14 protein-coding genes are annotated in these 16,834 nt (G+C 66.4%); 8 read left to right on the top strand and 6 right to left on the bottom strand.

The features are described 5' to 3' along the window. Positions 1 to 331: 331 nt before the first annotated feature. Entirely contained in the window at positions 332 to 790 is a 459-nt protein-coding gene (locus tag EWU68_RS12345; RefSeq protein WP_129316441.1) for a ribose-5-phosphate isomerase, read from the top strand. Positions 791 to 1,033: 243 nt separating this feature from the next. Next, on the top strand, positions 1,034 to 1,264 hold the full coding sequence (locus tag EWU68_RS12340; RefSeq protein WP_129316439.1) for a hypothetical protein: 231 nt from the start codon (positions 1,034 to 1,036) through the stop codon (positions 1,262 to 1,264). A gap of 97 nt (positions 1,265 to 1,361) precedes the next feature. Here EWU68_RS12340 and EWU68_RS12335 read toward each other — a convergent pair whose 3' ends face one another. Further along, a complete protein-coding gene (locus tag EWU68_RS12335; RefSeq protein WP_129316438.1) occupies positions 1,362 to 2,813 on the bottom strand; it encodes a tryptophan-rich sensory protein in 1,452 nt (483 codons plus the stop codon). Positions 2,814 to 2,882: 69 nt separating this feature from the next. On the opposite strand from EWU68_RS12335, the gene EWU68_RS12330 reads away from it, so the two are divergent. The 3 genes from EWU68_RS12330 (at position 2,883) to crtI (ending at position 6,162) form a co-directional block, all read left to right on the top strand. Continuing rightward, positions 2,883 to 3,554: a CPBP family glutamic-type intramembrane protease gene (locus tag EWU68_RS12330; RefSeq protein WP_129316437.1), complete on the top strand. Its 672-nt coding sequence runs from the start codon at positions 2,883 to 2,885 to the stop codon at positions 3,552 to 3,554. Positions 3,555 to 3,623: 69 nt separating this feature from the next. Next, a complete protein-coding gene (locus tag EWU68_RS12325) occupies positions 3,624 to 4,496 on the top strand; it encodes a phytoene/squalene synthase family protein (RefSeq protein WP_129316440.1) in 873 nt (290 codons plus the stop codon). Then, the gene (gene crtI / locus EWU68_RS12320) at positions 4,486 to 6,162 is read left to right on the top strand and encodes a phytoene desaturase family protein (protein ID WP_129316436.1); all 1,677 of its coding nucleotides are present in this window, start codon (positions 4,486 to 4,488) and stop codon (positions 6,160 to 6,162) included. Before EWU68_RS12325 ends, crtI begins: the two co-directional genes overlap by 11 nt. Before the next feature lie 14 nt (positions 6,163 to 6,176). On the opposite strand, the gene EWU68_RS12315 is transcribed toward crtI, so the two are convergent. From EWU68_RS12315 to EWU68_RS12295, 5 genes are all read right to left on the bottom strand, one after another. Next, on the bottom strand, positions 6,177 to 8,120 hold the full coding sequence (locus EWU68_RS12315) for an ABC transporter ATP-binding protein (protein WP_129316435.1): 1,944 nt from the start codon (positions 8,118 to 8,120) through the stop codon (positions 6,177 to 6,179). Continuing rightward, on the bottom strand, positions 8,117 to 9,874 hold the full coding sequence (locus tag EWU68_RS12310) for an ABC transporter ATP-binding protein (protein ID WP_129316434.1): 1,758 nt from the start codon (positions 9,872 to 9,874) through the stop codon (positions 8,117 to 8,119). The genes EWU68_RS12315 and EWU68_RS12310 overlap by 4 nt, the downstream gene beginning before the upstream one ends. A 158-nt stretch (positions 9,875 to 10,032) precedes the next feature. Further along, positions 10,033 to 11,358, bottom strand: coding sequence for a galactokinase (galK, locus tag EWU68_RS12305; RefSeq protein WP_129316433.1), 1,326 nt, complete (start codon positions 11,356 to 11,358; stop codon positions 10,033 to 10,035). After that, entirely contained in the window at positions 11,355 to 12,482 is a 1,128-nt protein-coding gene (gene galT, locus EWU68_RS12300; RefSeq protein WP_129316432.1) for a galactose-1-phosphate uridylyltransferase, read from the bottom strand. The genes galK and galT overlap by 4 nt, the downstream gene beginning before the upstream one ends. After that, positions 12,479 to 13,279, bottom strand: a complete 801-nt coding sequence (locus EWU68_RS12295; RefSeq protein WP_129316431.1) for a DeoR/GlpR family DNA-binding transcription regulator — start codon at positions 13,277 to 13,279, stop codon at positions 12,479 to 12,481. The genes galT and EWU68_RS12295 overlap by 4 nt, the downstream gene beginning before the upstream one ends. 222 nt (positions 13,280 to 13,501) lie before the next feature. Here EWU68_RS12295 and EWU68_RS12290 point away from each other — a divergent pair, with 222 nt between their 5' ends. From EWU68_RS12290 to EWU68_RS12280, 3 genes are read left to right on the top strand one after another with little or no spacing between them, the layout of a single operon-like run. Beyond that, the gene (locus EWU68_RS12290; RefSeq protein ID WP_129316430.1) at positions 13,502 to 15,178 is read left to right on the top strand and encodes a sodium:solute symporter family protein; all 1,677 of its coding nucleotides are present in this window, start codon (positions 13,502 to 13,504) and stop codon (positions 15,176 to 15,178) included. Between the two features lie 27 nt (positions 15,179 to 15,205). Further along, positions 15,206 to 15,550 carry a hypothetical protein gene (locus tag EWU68_RS12285; protein WP_129316429.1) on the top strand — a complete coding sequence of 115 codons (345 nt, stop codon included), beginning with the start codon at positions 15,206 to 15,208 and terminating at the stop codon, positions 15,548 to 15,550. After that, positions 15,550 to 16,488: an aldose 1-epimerase family protein gene (locus EWU68_RS12280; RefSeq protein ID WP_129316428.1), complete on the top strand. Its 939-nt coding sequence runs from the start codon at positions 15,550 to 15,552 to the stop codon at positions 16,486 to 16,488. The genes EWU68_RS12285 and EWU68_RS12280 overlap by 1 nt, the downstream gene beginning before the upstream one ends. The last annotated feature ends 346 nt before the right edge of the window (positions 16,489 to 16,834 follow it).

Here is a 16,834-nt window from a genome sequence, read left to right as displayed (position 1 = left end):
GGCAAATGCCTCCGGATCGGGTAACTGCCACGTGGGTGGGGGCGTTTGTCGCGTCCGTGGGACCCGGGTTGGGCTGGTAACCGCCTCCGGATCGGGTATCCGCCGCCTCGCCCCGCCAACCGCCGACCGCCACCTCGCCCCGCCACCTCGCCCCGCCAACCTCGCGCCTCCTCATGCGGCTCGTTGCGGTGGAATCACGTCATGAAGGTCGGGGTTTCTCGGAATGCGGGCAGCCTCGATCGACGACGTCGGGACTCCAGTAGGCTCGTGAACAGAACAGAAATATTCGTGGCCGGCCACGGGTTATGCCACGTGAGGAAAGGAGCACATGATGGGTCTGAAAATCGTCGTCGGCGGAGACAATGCCGGCTTCAACTACAAGGAAGCGCTCAAAGCTGATCTCGAGGCCGATGAGAGGGTCGACGAGGTCATCGATGTCGGCGTGACCGGCACGGATGACGACACGTATTACCCCAATGTGGCCACCGCCGCAGGCGAGAAGGTCAGCGGGGGAGAAGCGGACCGGGCCCTCCTGATCTGTGGGACGGGGCTCGGCGTCGCCATCTCGGCCAACAAGGTCAAGGGAATTCGCGCCGTCACGGCACACGACATCTACTCGGTCCAGCGCTCGGTCCTCTCGAACAACGCCCAGGTACTGTGCATGGGCGAGCGAGTGGTGGGACTCGAGCTGGCGCGCACGCTGGTCAAGGAATGGGTGGGGCTCGAATTCGACCCCAATTCCTCCTCGGCGGCCAAGGTCGATGCCATCTGCGCCTACGAAGGCGACTGAGTCCCTGTCCACCTGCCGGCCTCTGGCTGCGCGCCCGGGCCGGCCGCCGGTCGCTGGCCGCTCGCCGAGCGCCCAGGCCGGCCGCCGGCCGCCGGCCCCTCGCCGCGCACCCAGGCCGGCCCCAGGTCGCACGAATCCCCCGGCCCCGCGAGAACCCCGCACAACAGCGGCGAAGGTGTGGCGCAGAACACATAAAAGAGTATCCTGACCAGTGAAGACGCCGAATCTTTCGGGGAGCTGGACATGGGATACACAGAAAATGACAGGGGCGGCAAGCAGGCGGTCATCGTCATGATGGCGGTGGTTACCGCGGCCGCCGCAGTGATCGTTGTCGGGGCCACGGTTCTGGTCCCGAAATTCGCGTTCTTCGTTCCGTGGACCGTCCTCATCTGGGCGGCGATCATGGTCGGAACCATGATCAGCGAACGCGGAACGCTGTTCCACCGAAACGGGAACCACAGACCCGGACACTGATGGTCCGGAGCGCATCACACCGCCCGTGGGGCGCTGGCAGCGAGCCGGCGCCCCACAGGCGTTTTCGGTGTCTCTCACAGGAACCCGTGGACGGGTATCAACGGCGATTCCTGCGGGCGATCGCGGCATTGAGTACGGTCGCGAAGCCCGTCCACGCGGCGTACGGAGCCAGCAGGAAGCCGCGCTCCGGGGCCGTTCGGTGGACTCGACGCACCAGATCGACCGAGCTCGCCGTGAGCCCGGCGGCCAACAGTGTCGAGAGTGCGGGTTTCCTGCTCCGGAAGAACATCCCGCACCACCCCGCATTGAGCGCGAGATTCGCCGCCAACGCCGCCACATGCTTGCGGGCGGAGGGCCGGTCGCCGCTTTCGGCAAGGTCCGCGATCGCCAGGGCATTCGTCGCGGCGATATCGGCGTAGAGCGCCGTCCAGACCAGGGGAAAGGCGAGCGCCGGTGGCTGCCATGAGGGCAGGTCGAGACTCTTGTACCAGGCATTCTTCGGCTGGGTGAGCACGGAGCCGACGACGGCGCACGCTCCGACCCCCACCGAGACGCCGGTGAAGACCTTCGTCCAACGCCGGGTCTCGGAACGTCCGACCGCGTCCCGGACGGCGTCCTCGAAGGACTGGTTGCCACCCGGGGGAGTGCCGACGAGCCCCTCGAGATCCCTCTCCTTCAGAACCGTGTCGTGCAGGAGGCTCGAGATCAGCGGGCTGATCAGGGACCGGTTGACCCCGGTCACCCCCGAAATCCAGTACGAGGCCAGGTTCGGTGTGGTCACGGGGGCCGTCACGACCACGCGGGGAATCTTCCCCCATGTCGTTGCGTAGCGTTTCATCATGTCGATGTAGGGCAGGGTGTCCGGGCCGCCGATATCGAAGGTACGGTTCTGGTCGGCGGGCAGATCCGCGGCGCTGGCCAGGTAGAAGACCGCATCCCGGACCGAGATCGGGGTGATCCTGTGCTTGATCCAGGCGGGGCCGATCGCGCCGGGCAGACGCTCGGAGAGATGGCGCAACATCTGGAAGGACGAGGACTTGTCGCCCAGGACCACGCCCGCCTGAAGGGCCGCGGTGGGCACGCCCGAATTCATCAGTATCTCGCCGACCGCCACCCGGGAGGCAAGGTGCTCCGACAGGTCCTCTCCTTCGGGGTGGAGGCCCCCGAGGAAGACGATACGGCCGACCCCTTCCTCCCGGGCCGCGGAACCGAAGGCTTCGGCCATGCGTTTCTCGTCCTCCATGAAATCCTCTCCCGAAGACATGGAATGCAGGAGGTACCAGGCGGCGTCCGCGCCGGACAGGGCTCGTTGGACGTCGTCCTTCCGTGACGCGTCTCCTTCGATTACCTCGACGCGCCCCGGGGTCGCTCGTGCACCCGGTGGGACGACCCGGTCGCCCCAGGTCATCGACAGGGCCTTGTCGCGGCTGCGCGAGAGCGTACGGACCGCCCACCCTCGTTCCAGCAGTTCGGCGACCACGTGACTGCCGACGTAACCGGTTGCTCCGGTGACCAGTCCGAGTCGGTGCTCCCTGTTTTCCGTGCTCATGGATTCTCCTCTCGTGGTTCCTCTGAGCCTCAGTTTATTGCCTGGTCAGAGCGTGGAATACTGACAAATATGCCCACCGTTGCCAACCCCTGGACCTCGCGCGTACTCGTCGTGCTGCTCCCTGCCTTTCTGGGTGCCGCAGGGTTGCTCACCGCGTCCCTGTCGGGCAAGGGGTCGGCACTTTTCTACGTCGCCACGTTCTTCACGGCGGCTGTCTACGTGACCGTCTGGCTTCTCGGGCCGGTCAGGACGTCGTCGCCCGCCGAACGTGGGAGATACCGGGGACTCGACGGTCCCGGGTGGGCGCGAGGCCTGGGGCGTGGCGCAGGGATCGGACTGGCGCTTCTGGCGGTCTTCGCGCTCGGTGCCCTGGTGGTCCGATCCGTCCCGGTCCTCGCCGACCCGGTCGGGGCGCTGCTCGACAACCTCCGACAAGGCCCGTTGGCTCTCACGATCCTCACCACGGCGGTCAACGGCGTGGCCGAAGAGCTCTTCTTCCGCGACGTCGTCCCGCACGGTATCCAGGCAAGCCCGCGCCTCGTCGCGATCTGTTCGGTCGGGCTCTACGCGGCCGTGACGGTCGCGATGGGAGTGCCCCTCCTGGTTTTCGCGGCGCTGGTTATCGGAGGCGCAACGTACGCCGAGGCGCGCACGACGCGTCGGCTCCATTCGCCCATCGCCCTGCACCTGGTGTGGAGCCTGGGAATGCTCGTGGTGCTTCCTCCACTGATGGGGGCCTGACCGGTACCCGAGCGCACAAGACAGAACCACAAACCGCCGGTGAGTCCCACCGGACGGAAGGACAAGCACATGGGTGATCTCAGCAGATACACCGCAACCTGCCACTCGGTCTCGACGCGCGTGATCGGCAAGTACTCGACGTCGTTCGGGCAGGCGACTCGGCTCCTGGGCCGGCCCGTGCGATCGCGGGTCCGGGACCTCTACGCCGTGGTCCGGGTCGCCGACGAAATCGTCGACGGACCGGCCGCCGAGGCCGGAATGAACCCCGACCAGATCGCCGCCGAATTGGACCGATTCGAGTCCGACATTGCGCAGGCCATCGAGAACGGTTTCTCGGCCAATCCCGTGATCCAGGCCTTCTCCGACACGGTCCGAGTCTGCGCAATCCAGCCCCAGCACATCCGCGCGTTCTTCCGTTCCATGCGGGCGGACACCGACAAGGAGACCTACACCGACGGCGAACTGGACGACTACATCTACGGCTCGGCCGAGGTCGTCGGGCTCATGTGCCTGGACATCTTCCTGGCGGGCCGGGACAGGACGGGCGAGGAGCACCGCACGCTCGTCGACGGGGCACGGCACCTGGGAGCGGCCTTCCAGAAGATCAACTTCCTGCGCGACCTGGCCGAGGATCGTGAGGAACTGGGCCGCGACTATCTGGGGCTCGACTCGGAAGACGACAAGGACGCGGCCCTCGAGGACATACGCAACGATCTCGATATCGCCCGGCGCTCCCTGCCCGGGCTGCCGGCGTCGTCCCGAACGGGCGTGACCGCGGCTTACCTGCTGTTCGGCGAACTCGTGCGGCGGCTCGAGCAGACTTCGCTCGCCGAGCTGAGGAGGCGGAGGGTGCGGGTCCCCGACCGGGTCAAGGCCAAGATCTTGGCTCAGGCCGTTATCGAGTCCAGGACCCCACGGAAGGAGTCGAACCGTGGTCTCTGATCGACAACAGGGCGAAACGAACCGGGTTCCGCGGGCTGCGGTGGTCGGTGGCGGCGTCGCCGGATTGGCGACGTCGATCCTGCTGGCACGAGAAGGCTATGCGGTGACCGTCTGGGAGAAGAACAGTGCGGTCGGCGGTCGTGCCGGTACACTCCGGGCGGACGGTTTCCGCTGGGACCGCGGCCCGTCCTGGTATCTGATGCCGGATGCGTTCGAGCACTTCTACCGGCTTCTCGGGACGTCCGCCGAGCGCGAGCTCGACCTCGTGCCGCTCAACGATCCGGCGTACCGCGTGTACTCCGGGGACCACGAGCCCGTCGACGTCGTCTCCGGGGAGGACGCGGCCGCCGAACTCTTCGAGAGCATCGAACCCGGCGCCGACGCGAGGCTGAGGAAGTACCTCTCGGAAGCCGCCGAAACCTACCGCCTCGCGGTCGCGAAATTCCTGTACACCACGTTCTCCACGCCACGATTCGCCCTCGACCCCGAGATTCTGCGCAGGATTCCCCGGCTGGCGACTCTGCTGCTCGGATCCATGCACGGCGCCGTGGCCCGGCGGTTCAGGGATCCGCGACTTCGTCAGATCCTGACCTACCCGGCCGTCTTCCTGTCGAACCAGCCCCGGAAGACACCGGCGATGTATGGGCTCATGAGTCACACTGATCTGGCCCAAGGCGTCCTGTATCCCCAAGGTGGGTTCGGGACCTTCGTCGATTCCCTCGTCCGGTTGGCCGAGGACGCCGGCGTCGAGATCCGGACCGGGACGGAAGTCCTGGGGATCGACACGGTACCCACGGATCGGCCCCGGGTCTCCGCAGGATGGCGGGGGAGCTCCGCGGGACGGCGATTCAGTGCCTCGGCCCGAGCCAGCGGAGTCCGCGTCCGGGGCGCCGACGGCCAGGAACGAGATGAGGCGGCGGACGTCGTGGTCTCGGCCGCCGACCTGCACCACACCGAGACGTCCCTTCTGCCGCCCGGGCTCCGATCGCGACCCGAAAGCACCTGGAAGAGAAGAAACCCCGGTATCGGATGCGTCCTGGCCTATCTGGGGGTCGAGGGGGAATTGCCCCAACTGGCCCACCACACCCTGGTGTTCAGCAAGGACTGGGACCCGGACTTCCGCGCGATCTTCGGTGCGGGGCCCGGCTCCACCGGTCCGGGGCGGGGCAGCCATTCCGAATCGGTGTACGTGTGCCGACCCTCCGCGACAGACCCGTCGGTTGCGCCCGCGGGCAAGGAGAATCTCTTCGTGCTGATCCCGGTCCCGGCCCGTTCCGACGGACCGACGTCCGGAGACCCCTCGGTGGAAGGGATCGTCGACCAGGTGATCGATCTGATCGGTCGCCGGACCGGCATACCCGACCTCGCCGAACGCATCGTCTCCCGTCACACCGCCGGCCCAGGCGACTTCGAGACCGAGTACCACGCCTGGCGGGGCAACGCGCTGGGCCTGGCCCACACCTTGGGTCAATCCGCCTTCCTCCGCGGGTCCAACGCCTCCCGCACGGTCGAGGGACTGTACTACGCCGGCTCGACCACGGTCCCCGGCGTCGGGCTGCCGATGTGCCTGATCTCCGCTGAGAACGTGATCAAGCGGTTGCGTGGGGACGCGTCGCCCGGGCCGATGCCCGAACAGGACACCACGGAGAAGACCCGCGCGGACTGAGAGCGCCGGTTCTCCTACACGGATCCGTGCTCGTCCGCGGGCTCGTCCACCGCGACGTCGGGCATGGCGAACTGGGCCTCGTAGAGCGCATGGTACGCACCCCGCCGGGCCATGAGTTGCGCATGATTGCCCTGCTCCACGATGCGTCCGCCTTCCATGACCACGATGGTGTCCGCGTCGCGGATGGTCGAGAGACGGTGCGCAATCACGAACGAGGTGCGGGAAGCACGCAAGACCGACATGGCCTGCTGAACCAGGAGCTCGGTCCGAGTGTCCACCGAGGACGTGGCCTCGTCCAGAATCAGGACCGACGGGTCGGCGATGAACGCCCGGGCGATCGTGATCAGCTGTCGCTCTCCCGCAGAGACCGTGCCGCCTTCTTGATCGATCACCGTCTCGTAGCCCTCGGGAAGGGCGTGGACAAAGCGATCCACATAGGTCGCCTTCGCCGCGTCGATGACCTCCTCGTCCGTGGCGTCGAGACGTCCGTAACGGATGTTCTCCATGATCGACCCCTCGAAGAGGACCGCATCCTGGAGCACCATCCCCGTGGCGGCCCGAAGGCGGCGTCGGCTCATCTCCCGGGTATCGACGCCGTCGAGGAGGATCGCCCCGGAGTCGATGTCGTAGAACCGCAGGATGAGGTTGACCAACGTGGTCTTGCCGGCCCCCGTCGGACCCACAATCGCGACCGTCTGACCGGGGGCAGCCGTGAGGCTCAGGTCCCGGATCAGTTCCCGATCGGGCACGTAGGAGAAGTCCACGTGGGAGAACTCGATGTGACCGCCCGTGCGCCCGGCGTCCTCGTTCTCCGTCCCGGGACGGTCCGGAACCTGCTCCCGCTCGTCGAGCACCTCGTACAGGCGTTCCGCGCTCGCGATGCCTGACTGGAGCATATTGGCCATGCCCGCGATCTCGCCCAGGGGCTGGTTGAACTCGCGCGAGTACTGGATGAACGCCGTGGCCCCACCCAGACTCAACTGACCGCTCGCGACCTTGAGACCGCCCAGCACGGCGATTCCGACATAGCCGAGGTAGGAGACGAACTGCATGATCGGCATCATTGCCCCGGAGAGGAATTGTGCCTTGAACGAGGCGCGATAGACCTTCTCGTTGTGGTCATCGAAAATTCGGTCCATGTCCTCGGTGCGGCCGTACACCGTGATGAGGTCGTGGCCCGTGAAGGATTCTTCGATGTGGCTGTTGAGCTCGCCCGTGGACTTCCACTGATCGGCGTACAGTTGCTGGCTGCGCTTGCCGATGATCCCGACCACCAGGGCCGAAATCGGGATCGCGACCAGGGCCACCAGCGCCAGCTGCCACGAGAGCACGAACATCATGACCGCCACGCCGATGACCATCATGACGGCGGCAAACAGGCTGGCCAGGGCCTGTTGGAGGGCCTGTTGCACGTTGTCGACGTCGTTCGTCGTCCGGGAGAGAATGTCTCCGCGCGGGTGGGTGTCGAAGTAGCTCAGCGGCAGATTGTTGATCTTGGCCTCGACCCGGCGCCTCATGTCGTAGACCACGTGCATCACGATGTCGTTGAGCATGCGTCCCTGGACCCAGAGACAAATGCCTGAAAGAACATACATTCCGAGCACGATGCAGAGGGTCGTGCCGAGCTCCGGAAAATCGATGCCGCGACCGGGCACGAAGTCCACCGCGGTCAGCATGTCCGCCATCTGGCCCTTGCCCTGGGCGCGGAGCCCGCTCACGACGTCGTCCGGGTCGGTTCCGGCAGGCATGTCGGCCCCGATGACTCCGGCGAAGAGCAAGTCCATGGCGCGGCCGAGCACCCTGGGTGCGATCACGTTGAGGACGACCGAGCCCACGAGCAGAGCGGTCATGATGACCATCTGCCAGGGGTGCCGGCCGAGCTCGCGGACGAGTCGGAGAGCGGTGGGCCAGAAGGCCTTGGCCTGCGTGGGTTCGGGTCCCACGGGATTCTCGCTCATGACGCCTCCTCTGCGGACAGCTGGGATTCCACGATCTCCCGGTAGGTCGCAGACTCGTCCAGGAGCTCCTGGTGGGTTCCGCGCGCGACGACGCGGCCGGCGTCGACCACGAGAATCTGGTCGGCTTCGGTGATGGTCGAGACGCGTTGCGCGACGATGATGAGTGTCGCGTTCGAGGTCACCGGCCGGAGCGATTCTCGGAGCCTGGCATCGGTCGCGACGTCGAGGGCCGAGAAGGAGTCGTCGAAGAGATACACGAGGGGGTCGGCCACCAAGGCGCGCGCGATGCAGAGACGTTGCCGCTGGCCACCGGATACATCGGTGCCGCCTTGGGCGATGGCCGAATCCAGGCCGACGGCCCGGGAACCACCGTCGCCCGTGACCCGGTTGCGGACGAAGTCGTCCGCCTGGGCGATGCGCAATGCCTCCCACAGCTCGTCGTCGGTGGCCTCGGAGTTGCCGAAGCGCAGGTTGCTCGCGACCGTTCCGGAGAAGAGGTACGGCTTCTGCGGCACGATGCCGACCCGACGCGTGATCTCGGCTTTGTCGAGCTCGCGAACGTCGGTTCCGTCGAGAAGAACGGCACCCTCGGTCGCATCGTGGAGCCTGGGTATCAGGTGCAGCGCCGTGGACTTGCCGGCGCCGGTCGCACCGATGATCGCGGTGGTCGTTCCCGGTTCGGCGCGGAAATCCAAGCCGGAGAGCACCGGGTTCTCGGCCCCGGGGTAACGGAAACCGACATTGCGGAATTCGACGACCCCGCGATGCTCCTGCGGCGCGACGGTGCGCTCGGGCGGCTTGACCGCGGGAACGGTCTCGAGGACATCGCCCACGCGCCGCGCGCAGATGATCGCACGGGGGAACATCATGGCCATGAACGATCCCATCATCACGGCGAGCAGGATTTGCATCAGGTACTGGAGAAAAGCGGTCAACGAACCGATCTCGACCTGGCCGGCCTCGACCCGGTGGCCGCCGAACCAGAGAACGGCCACCTCGGCACCGTGCAGCACGATCGTCAGCAACGGGCCCATGAGCACGAAGACCCGTCCGATCGTGACAGAGACGTCGGTGATCTGGCGGTTCGACGAATCGAAGCGTCGAGTCTCGTACGGCTCCCTCACGAACGCCCGAACCACTCGGATGCCCATGATCTGCTCGCGCAGCACGCCGTTGATCCCGTCGATCTTGCTCTGCATGACCGAGAACAGCGGGACCAGGCGACGAATCAGGAAGGTCATCAGGACCACGACCACGATCGCCGCCACGAGTACGAGCCACGAGAGCCCTGCGTCCTCCTGAACGGCCATGATGACGCCGCCGATCACCATCAGGGGCAGCGTGACCATGAAATTCAGGATCATGAGGAACAGCATCTCGACTTGGTGCACGTCGTTGGTTCCGCGGGTGATCAGCGTCGGTGCACCGTAGTGCGTGACTTCCTGGGCACCGAAGCGATCCACCGAGGTGTACACACCGGATCGCAGGTCACGGCCCAAACCCATCGATGCCTGCGCGCCGAAGTACACCGCCGAAACCGCGGAGACGATCTGCGCCAGGGCGACCAGGAGCATGATCCCGCCGGTGCGCCAGATGTAATCAGTGTCCCCCGTGGCCACGCCCTGGTCGATGATGCGTGCATTGAGGCTGGGAAGATACAGGATGGCCAGCACCGAGACCAACTGGAGAACGACGACGGCAACCATATGCCACCGATAGGGCCTCGTGTACCGACGAAGGAGTGTGAAGAGCATGGTCACCCTGGGTTCGTTCCAGCAGGGGACCACAGAGCTTCGTCCGTCGAGGGGGCGGCGATCACAGGTCTCGGCTGGTCATTGAATTTTGAATGGACGGACTGGTCCCAGGAAACCAGAGGCTCCGCGCCGGGTCAACGGTTCGACCCGGCGAGGAGCTAGACGTCCCGTCGTGCGGCCCCGGACGGCAGGGCCTCGAGGAATTCGGGCGGACCGAATCCGGCGTCGGCGAAGGCGTCTGCGACGGCCGAGGCAACGGCTTCCATGTGCTCCCGCCGGACCAGCGCGATCGCCGAACCTCCGAAGCCGCCCCCGGTCATGCGGGCGCCCAGGGCTCCGGCCGCGCGGGCGGCGTCGACCGCCGCGTCCAGCTCGGGGCTGCTGACTCGGTAGTCGTCCCGCAGGGAATCGTGGGAGCCGTTGAGGATCTCCCCGAGTGAGGCCCAGGCCGGGTCTCCGGCCGGGGGCTCGGCATCGGAGAAGAGCCCGACGCACTTCTGGGTCCTGAGGACCTCGGTCCAGACGTGGCGCACGAGTCCGCGCATTGAGGCCTCGGTGTGACCGGCGGGTATGTCTTGGGCACCGCTCTCCACGGCCGCGTCCCACTCCCGGAGAAGGCGCTGGACGTCGTCCTCGGTGGGTGCCTCGTCCAGTGCATCGCGCAGGGTTGGGACGTCGAGAGCCCGTGCCGCGCTGTCGCATCCCTCGCGCCTCTTGGCGTACTGGCCGTCCACGAGGCGATGCGGTGCACGCGTGTCGATGACCAGCAGGGACAGCCCGGCCGAGGCGACGTCGATCTGCAGCGGCCTGGACGAGAAGTCCCGGCAGTCGATCGTCAGCACGGAGCCCTCCTGGGCACGCAGGGAGATCGACTGGTCCATGCCGCCCGTGCTCGCACCGGCGATCTCGTTCTCGGCGAGAATGCAAGCGGTCGCGAGTCGTGCGCGTCCTTCGTCGGATGACGCCAGGAGCGGCCGGTCGGCGTCCTCCCGCGACGCCAGGGCGTCGAAGGCCACGGCGACCGAACACTCCAGCGCCGCGGAGGAGGACAAACCGGCGCCCAGGGGAACGGACGAGCAGATGGCGAGGTCTGCCCCGGGGATCTCGACCCCGTTTGCCCCCGACCCGAGGGATTCGTGCGCCATCGCCCACGGCACCCCGAACACGTAGGAGGTCCACCCGTGGACCCGACCCGGGGCGACATCGTCCGGGTTCGTGATCACGGGATCGCCCGGTTCCTCGGCGGAGGCCACGCGAACCCGCCGATCCTCCCTCGGAGCGACCGCGACGTAGGTCCGGTGCGGCAGAGCCAGCGGCACCACCGTTCCGCCGTTGTAGTCCACGTGCTCGCCGATCAGATTGACGCGACCGGGGGCAGAAAAGACGGCCCACGGTTCGGAACCGTAGGTTTCCCGGAACAGGGAGCGGGCGGCGTCGATCTGTTCGCGTGCGTTGGGGGCGGGCTTCCACACGGGCTCGGTCATGGTGCAACCTCTCTGAATCGCTGGGCGATCCGTTCGGGGGTCGTGTCGCTGATCCAGGCGGCCATCGCCGATTCGGAACCGGCCAGGTACTTCATTTTCCCGGGGGCGCGCAGGAGGGAGAACACATGGAGTCGCATGCGGGAGATGTCCTCGCCGCCGCGGACGGGGACCTGGTGCCAGGCCGAGATGTACGGCAATTGGTCGATGCCATCGAAGAAGCGGTCCAGACGGCCCAGGAGGTCCAGGTAGAGGTCGGCCAGCTCGCCCTTTTCCTGGTCGTCCAATTCCGTGAAGTCGCGGGCCGCTCGCCGGGGAACGACCATGAATTCGACCGGCCACTTGGCCGCGAACGGGACATAGGCGACCCAGTGGGCGGTCTCGGTGATGATGCGGTCCCCGGCCTCGAGCTCGGCGTCCAGGACGTCGGCGATCAGGTCCCCTCCCGTGGATGCTTTCCACCGCTCGGCACTGCGCTGCACCGCGGCCGTATGGGGCGGCAGATACGAGTAGGCGTAAATCTGACCGTGCGGGTGATGGAGGGTCACTCCGATCTCCTCGCCCCGGTTCTCGAAGGGGACCACTTGGACGACGCCGTCGAGCGCCGACAGTTCCCGGGTGCGATGCGTCCAGGCCTCGATCACGGTGCGGGCGCGGCGGTGGCCCAGGCGGGCGAAGGACCCCGCCTGTTCCGACGTGAAGCAGACGACCTCGCACCGTCCGGCGGGTGAGGTCTCCCGGAACAACGGCTCGTCACGGTAGGTCTCGAGCGGCCCCTGGAGCGAGGGGAAGCGGTTCTCGAAGACGACGACGTCGTACTCCGGCTCCGGGACCTCGGACGGGACGGTTCCCTGGCCCGCCGGGGCCAGAGGGTCTTCGTCCGCCGGAGGCAGGAAAGTCCGGTTCATGCGATGGGCTGCGATCGCGACGTGGTCGCCGGTCAGCGGGTCGACCCGGATGCTCGCCGACTCGGGCGGGGGAGACTGTCGGGGCTCGAGCGGCCTCGGGTCGTGGATCTCCCTGGTGCGCTCGCCGGAAAGATAGGGCTCGGAGTCGTCGAAGAAAATGATGTCCCGCCCATCGGCGAGGAGCCCGCGGGTCACGCGGGGCTGAATATCATCCGTCATGATGCAATGACCACCTTGTCGATCTTCTCTTGCATGAATTCCAGGGCCTCCTTGGGCAGACCGGGGCTCGTGATGACGACGTCGATCTCCGACCAATCGGCGAAGCCCGCCAAGCCCGAGATGCCCCATTTGGTGTGGTCGAAGACGGCGACCACGGTGCGGGCCGAGCGAACGAGGGCCCTGTTGGTGCGTGCCTCGGCCAAGTTGGGTGTTGTCAGGCCGGCGTCGCCGGCGCTGTGGGCCCCCAGGAACAGGATGTCCACGTGGAGGTACCCCAGGGTCGCGTCCGCCAGGGGGCCGACCAGGGCATCCGAGGGGGTGCGCTCGCCGCCTGTGAGGAGCACCTGGTGGGGATCGGAGGTTTTGGCGGGGTCCGCCTCGGGGCCTGCTTGGGACCTGAAGAATTCGTCGGCGACCGGAAGCGAGTTGGTCAGAACGGTCAGGCGGGACGGTTCCGGCCTGCCCGTGACTTCCTGGGCTATCCGGGTGCACGTGGTTCCCGCCGAGAACCCGATCGACTGGTCGGCGCCGACCATGTCGGCCGCCGCCCGTGCGATGGCTCCTTTGGCCTCCGAATTCAACGACATCTTTTCCGAGTACGCGGGCTCGAGGGTCGACGTCGTGGATTCGGCGCCGCCGTGGATTCTGGTCAGCAGGCCCTGCTCGTCCAGTTCGGCCAGGTCCCGTCGCACGGTCATGGGGGAGACGCCCAGCAGCCGGGACAGGTCCTGGACATGGGCGGCGCCGTTCTCCTGGACCTCGTGAAGGATGCGCTTCTTGCGTTGTTCGGCGAGCATGAGCACCTTTCCGCGGATGCTGAGGGGTGAGCGACACACAGTATGCCACGAAAAGATCTGAAGTGAACAAAAAAGAACATGCTCGGTGTGCCGCCCTTGCGGCTCCCATCACGAATCTATGTTGACAAGGTCACGTGTCCGTGTAGGCTGAGCTCCAGAATTCAACAATTACGAACAGTAACGCACATGTTCGTGCGTTCCCGATACTCCAGGAGGCAAGCGATGCTGCTTGCAGACGCCAGCTCCGGCATCCGGCTGTCCCTCTCATGGGTCGACTACCTGATGCTCTTCCTCTACTTTGCGACGGTCCTCGCCATTGGCATCGCTGCCAAACGCAAGGTCAAGACCAGCATGGACTTCTTCCTCTCGGGGCGGTCCATGCCGGCATGGATCACGGGCCTCGCCTTCGTCTCGGCCAACCTCGGAGCCACCGAGATTCTGGGTATGGCCGCGAACGGCGCCGAAATCGGCATGGCGACGTTGCACTACTACATCGTCGGCGCGGTCCCGGCGATGGTCTTCCTCGGTCTCGTGATGATGCCCTTCTACTACGGGTCCAAGGTTCGTTCGGTCCCGCAGTTCATGCTGCGGCGTTTCGGGAAGTCGGCCCACGTGGTCAACTCGATCGCCTTCGCGGTCTCCAACGTGCTGATCGCAGGGATCAACCTCTACGCCATGGCCATCATCATCGAAGCCATGCTCGGCTGGCCCCAGTGGGTCGCCATCATCGTCTCGGCCGGCTTCGTGCTCCTGTACATCACCCTGGGTGGTCTGTCCGGAGCGATCTACAACGAGGTCATGCAGTTCTTCGTGATCATTGCCGGGCTGGTCCCGCTCACGATCGTCGGCCTGCACCGCGTGCACGGTTGGTCGGGCCTCAAGGAATCCCTGATGCACACCGAGGGTGTCAGTCGGCTCCACCTCTCCGCCTGGCAGGGCACGGGAATCGGCGACGTCACCAACCCGATCGGTGCCAACTGGCTCGCTATCGTGCTCGGCCTCGGGTTCGTGCTCGGTTTCGGTTACTGGACCACCAACTTCACCGAGGTCCAGCGCGCCTTCTCGGCGAAGAACATGTCGGCCGCTCGCCGCACGCCGCTGATCGGCGCGTTCCCGAAATTGTTCATCCCCTTCATCGTGGTGGTGCCCGGTCTGATCGCCGCGGCAACGGTCGGCAACCAGTTTGCCGACGGCTCGCTGACCTACAACGAGGCGATCCCGAAGCTCATCCAGATGTACCTGCCCAACGGCGTCCTGGGTGTCGCGGTCACGGGTCTCATGGCCTCGTTCATGGCCGGTATGGCAGCCAACGTCTCCAGCTTCAACACGGTGTTCACGTACGACATCTGGCAGGAGTACATCAAGCCCAAGATGCCGGACGACTACTACCTGTCTGTGGGTCGTTGGATCACTGCGATCGGCGTCGTCGTCGGAATCGCCACCGCGTTCCTGGCGGCCCAGTTCGGCAACATCATGACCTACATGCAGACGTTGTTCTCCTTCTTCAATGCCCCCTTGTTCGGTGTGTTCATCCTGGGGCTCCTGTGGAAGAAGATGACCCCTGCGGCGGGCCTGTGGGGGTACATCGCCGGCATTGTCGCCCCCACGATCGTGTGGATCGCGTATCTCAACAACGAGTCGCTCTTCGGCTCGGCCACGGCCGAGACGATGTACGGAGCCATTTGGTCCTTCGTTGCGGTGATCGTGGTTTCCGTGGTCGTCACGCTGTTCACCAAGCCCAAGCCGGTGGAAGAGCTGAAAGGGCTGGTCTACGGCATCGGTACGCTGGACATGAAGTCCGACGTCGTCGCGGGCGACGCCGCCTGGTACCGCTCGCCGGCGCTCCTGGGTACGGGTGCCCTGGTGCTGTGCGTCCTGCTCTACCTGCCCTTCCTGTAAGAATTCGCATCGACGAGGAGAAACATCATGAACGAGAACTCGAAGGAGAGTCCGGACCTCGTGCAGCTCAGCGAGGCGGAGAAGAAGAGGCTCATCCGGTCGACCCGTCGAACGGATCTGCGCAGGATCATCGGTGCGCTGTTCGTGATCTACGGCGTCCTGGTGACCATCATGGGAATCGTGGATCCGGCCACGGATGCCGCGAAGACCGGAGGCCTGCACATCAACCTGTGGACCGGCATCTCGATGCTCGTGGCGGGCGGGCTGTTCTTCCTGTGGGACAAACTCGCACCGGTTCCTGAGGAAGACATCGTGGCCAGCGCCGAGTCCGTCGAGATCAAGAAGGCGGAAGGCGAAGGGAAGCTGGGCTGATGTCCGGCCCGCAGGGAACCATCCGAACGATCTCCGCCGGGGGCTACTCGGCGGAGATCGCGGAGGTTGGCGCCAGTCTCGTGTCCCTGCGCGGCTTCCGGGGCCATCTGGTCCGGCGCACCCCTCCGGAGGGGCTGCGTCCCGGGTGCAACGGCGCGATCCTTGCGCCGTGGCCCAACCGTCTCCGGGACGGACGCTATGACTTCGACGGCGAGACCCACCAGCTGCCCCTGACGGAGCCCGAACGATCGAATGCGGCCCACGGGCTGGTCCTGTGGGAACGGTGGGACGTCGTCGCGCATCGCCCGCATGAGCTCGTGATGAGCCTGGATCTGGTTCCCCAGCCCGGGTACCCCTTCTCCCTCAGTCTGGAAGTCGTCTACTCCCTCTCGGCGAGCGGCCTCGAATGCCGTGTGACGAGCACGAACACCGGTAAGCGTCCGGCTCCGTACGCCGTCGCCGGTCACCCGTACCTTGTGGCGGACGGGGCGGACGGCAGTGTGCCCGACGCGATCGACGACTGGACCCTGACCATCCCGGCATCGTCGTACGTGGAGGCGGACCCCGTACGGCTTCTGCCCCGCGGTATCCACCCGGTCGAAGGAACCGCCTACGACTTTCGCGCGGGCCGGCGTCTCGGCCGGGAGCCGTACGACGTCGCCCTGGGCGACCCGGAACGGAGCCCCGATGGGCGGTTCGCCTGCACGCTCAGCACGGCCTCGGGTGACGGGGTTCTCCTCGAGTGCGACGCCGAAGCCTCGTGGATCCAGGTGTACACGGACGACCAGCCTCCCGGGGAAGCCGGGCGGCGCGCCGTCGCCGTGGAGCCCATGACCGCGCCCGCCGACTCGTTCCGCTCGGGCCGCGACCTGGTCACTCTCGATTCCGGCCAGCGGCACAGCGTTGCGTGGCGTATCCGCGACCTGAGGACGGGGTAAGTCCCCCGGCCCCGGGGTCGAGACGGCGGCCCCCCGGGGGCCGAGGTGGCACCCCCGGGGTCGAGGTGGCAGTTTTGTGCGGTTTTCGCGGCCAAATCCGCACAAGATTGCCACCTGGCGGGCGGGTCGTGGCCGTTGGTGCACGTCATTGCCTCCTCGAGGGGGTTTCCGACGTCGTCGTGCGCGTTCGCGGGCGCCATTGGGTGGGGGTTAGTCGATGTGGAGGCGTTGTCCGCCGTTAGGTGGCGCCACGGCCCCCACCTAACGACGGAAACATCCACCGAATCCGGTAACCCCCACCCAACCGGAGAGCTGCCGGCCCACCCCGAGAGCCAACGGCCCAACC

The organism is Rothia koreensis, assembly GCF_004136575.1.
GTDB lineage: Bacteria > Actinomycetota > Actinomycetes > Actinomycetales > Micrococcaceae > Rothia > Rothia koreensis.
This window is presented reverse-complemented; position numbering and strand designations above follow the sequence as displayed.